This window comes from Arthrobacter livingstonensis, from assembly GCF_003219815.1.
Taxonomy (GTDB): domain Bacteria; phylum Actinomycetota; class Actinomycetes; order Actinomycetales; family Micrococcaceae; genus Specibacter; species Specibacter livingstonensis.
Map to the genome: position 1 here is coordinate 1 of NZ_QJVD01000075.1, position 3,261 is coordinate 3,261.

General features: G+C 60.9%; 1 protein-coding gene and 1 pseudogene. Both read right to left on the reverse strand.

The annotated features are described in order from the left end of the window. Positions 1-452: 452 nt before the first annotated feature. Positions 453-1,502, reverse strand: a pseudogene (locus CVV68_RS22725) (transposase). Positions 1,503-2,262: 760 nt separating this feature from the next. After that, positions 2,263-2,820: a transposase family protein gene (locus CVV68_RS25040; protein WP_368773196.1), complete on the reverse strand. Its 558-nt coding sequence runs from the start codon at positions 2,818-2,820 to the stop codon at positions 2,263-2,265. Positions 2,821-3,261 lie beyond the last annotated feature (441 nt).

A 3,261-nucleotide genomic window follows, 5' to 3' on the forward strand; every position in this document is an offset into this window, starting at 1 on the left:
AAGGCAGTCCGAGATAGCCGTTTTCGACCTTGTGGATGGATCCGGCCTTGCTCAGTGTTCCTGTGAGGGTTTCCATGATCTCTCCTTTGAGTAGCGCTATGGTTGGTCAGGCCTGCTCATCATTGATGCATATGAAACTGGTGCTAAAGAACAGGTTCGAACCCCAGCTAGTGCTCCCGAAAGGGCCGCCGACACATCCGGAAACCTACATCCAGTGCGACTGGCTAGCTTCGATGACGTGACGGCGCTCATGATTTGTCGCCTGCGATTTGATCATCGACCGGTAGCTGCCAAATAGAGACCTTGTGGGTGATATTCATCCTCTACGTACAAACGAATAGGAGGAACGCTCCTTCCGGATGGATTTGACCACCCTTTAGGATGGTTCAGTATTCTCACCCCCGGCGCAGGCCTCTCGCCAAGTCGCTTAACTTACGTCCCTATGTCTGAGGTCAAGGCATAATGGCGTTGATTTTCCGGAAGAGCTGTCTGGCGATGGATCGTTTGTGGCAGCGGCGGATCTCGCGCATGGTCTTTCCCTCCTTGGTGCGGCGTTGCACGTAGGCCTTGGTGGCGGGGTCCAACCTCATGCGGGCCTTGGCGACGATTGTCCAGGGCCCGGTTCAGCTGGCGGTCACTGTGTTGGTTGAGGCGGTGGGGGATGGTGTTGCCGGAGGAGGCCGGGATCGGGTTCACGCCGCCAGGGCGGCAAAGGCGGCTTCGGAACGGACACGTCCGTGGTGTGAGTAGGCGGTTAGGATGATTGCCGCGGTGACGGGTCCGACGCCGTACACGTCCAAAAGCCCCGGGGCCATGTCCTCCACGGCTTCGGCGAGTTCGCCCTGGTTTTCATCCGTGCCGGCGGTGAAGTGGATGATGGCTGTGGCCAGGCGCCGGGCCTCGGCGCGCGTAACACGGGCTGCGCGGACATCGGGGGTGCGTGGGCGCCAGCGGCTGATGGCCAGGACTTGGGCATCGGTGGGGGGCTTACGGGCGTCGAGGCCCAGGTCCATGGTCCGGGCCAGGGCCGTGACGGCATGCCGGTCCGCGGAGCGTTGGGTGTCCATGCTGCGCCGGGCGTTCACGAGGATGTGCAAGGCATTGCGTCCCCCGTCGGCCCGTGGCTGGAGCAGGCTTTCCAGGTCGCTGCCCAGGACGGTCCGGGCTGCAGCAACGGCGTCGATGGCATCCGATTTCCCCTTGCCCGTGCGGGAGCCCCGGCGTGGCGGTCGCACGTCACAGGCGGCGATGCAGGCCTTCATGACTGCGTGGGTCAAGCCGGCGCCTCAGGAGCTCGCGCCTTCGATGGAGACCAGGACGGCCGCGCCGGTGGTCCGGCGGCTAACCCAGGACATTGCCCTCCCGATACCCGGTGGGCTGGTCGGGAATGTCGCGGTGTCGGCGACCTGTCCGGTCGCCGATGACAGCACGGCATAGGCGTGGGTTCTGTCACGCGTGTCGACCCCGACGACATTGGCGTAATGCCCGGTAACGATGGTCATTGCAGCTTCCTTTCCGATGGGCGCCAGCCCGGGAAAGAGTCACGCCGAGGCAAATCTCTGACGAGTCTCGGCCCGCCGTTGCCTGCGTGCCGGACAACCTACCATCAAGCCCTCGGGGTGGGCCACACGGGTGCGGCTTCGGCCGGGTGGACGGGTCAGTTTCAAGGCACGGTCGCAAAGCAGGCCAGATATGTGATGAGTCACGCCCGGCCGAAGTATCTTCCAGCCTGCCAACCAACCACGGGCTGGTCACTACCTATTGGAGATATGGACTCCTTCTGGTTTCAGTGCCCGTGCGGGATGGTTCCGGGTGGCTTTGGCGAGGTTGGTTTCGCCCTGGAGCAGGAGAATCATGATGGCCATGTTGGGAGACCATGACACGAGGCCTGACCTTTTCTGATCTGGCTTGTCTTCTCTCCAGGTCTAGGCCTCTGGACACGGTGAAATTATCGGCTTGGGGTCAATTCGCATTTGACTTTCATTTTGAAGTGAAATCCGGTGCATTTCTGCTGGCTCGAGCGCGTATCGTCGCGAACCACGCCAATCATATTTCCTCACACGTAGCCGGCAATTCAGCACACTCTTGGTGACAAGATCCCCGGAAATTCAACGGACCAGGAAAACCGTCACCCGACTACGACCAAAGACCCGAGGTCACGCCGCGCTGGAAGTGAAGGCCTTTTTCGATGGTCCAGTCGCCGCGGATCCAGGTACCTCTCTCGGCCGGCGTCCCCTGTGACGATCCCAGCGAAGTAGCGACCTACACGGTTTCGGTATGCCACGGACGGGTACCCATCCGACGGGACCTACGTTTGATTTCCGCTACGTGGGCGGGGTACAGGAAACTGGTTCCGGCAGCGATGCTTACGAATTTAGCGGTCCGGACGATGTCGCGGCCACTGGCCATCTCCATGCTAGCTTCCCGGCCCCTGACCCGGCCCAGGGGCGGGGAAGCGCGTTGGACGTGCAGGCCGGGCGGGTTATTTTTCACTGACAACCCGCGTGAACCGCGTCCGTTCGTCGCTCCCCACACTTCCTGGGCATCGAGGGAGACCGCCGACGGAGCCGTTGCCGCATGCGCCCAGGCACCGGCCAGCGGTTCCAGAAATTGTGCATCGAGACGTTCGAACACACTGCCTAACGTAGGGGCGTGCGGGGCGCCGATTACCAGAGCCGCGAGCTGCGTCCGAGCGGTGCCGAAAGCCGATTCAACCATCTCCACCAGAGTCGTAGCGCCAGTCATAGTTGAACACACCATAGTGACCAGCAAGTGTCCGAAACGGTGGCTGACGCCGCGTTTGGCCCGGTGATCGGGCAGTTACGACAAGGCCGCAAGAACATGCCCGGGATCAACACTGACCCTTCCGCCAGTTGACAGCCTCTCCCGCACTGTCTCACTTACCGAGACGCCAACAGCTCATGTGACTTGACAGGAGGTCTGTGCCGAGGGCTGGAATACTGAACCATCCTAAAGTGTGGTCGAGTCCATCCGGAAGGAGCGTTCCTCCTATTCGTTTGTACCTAGAGGATGGATATCACCCACAAGGTCTCCATTTGGCGGCTACCGGTCGATGATCAAATCGAAGGCGACAAATCATTACCGGCGTCACGTCAGCGAAGCTAGCCAGTCGCCCTGGATATAGGTTGCCGGGTATGTGGACGATTCCCTCAGGCCCTCTTCATGAATTATGAATCAAGGAGAATTGCATGTCTGTCAGCACTGAAACCCACTCTGTAGTCGGGGTATCGCACCCCTTGG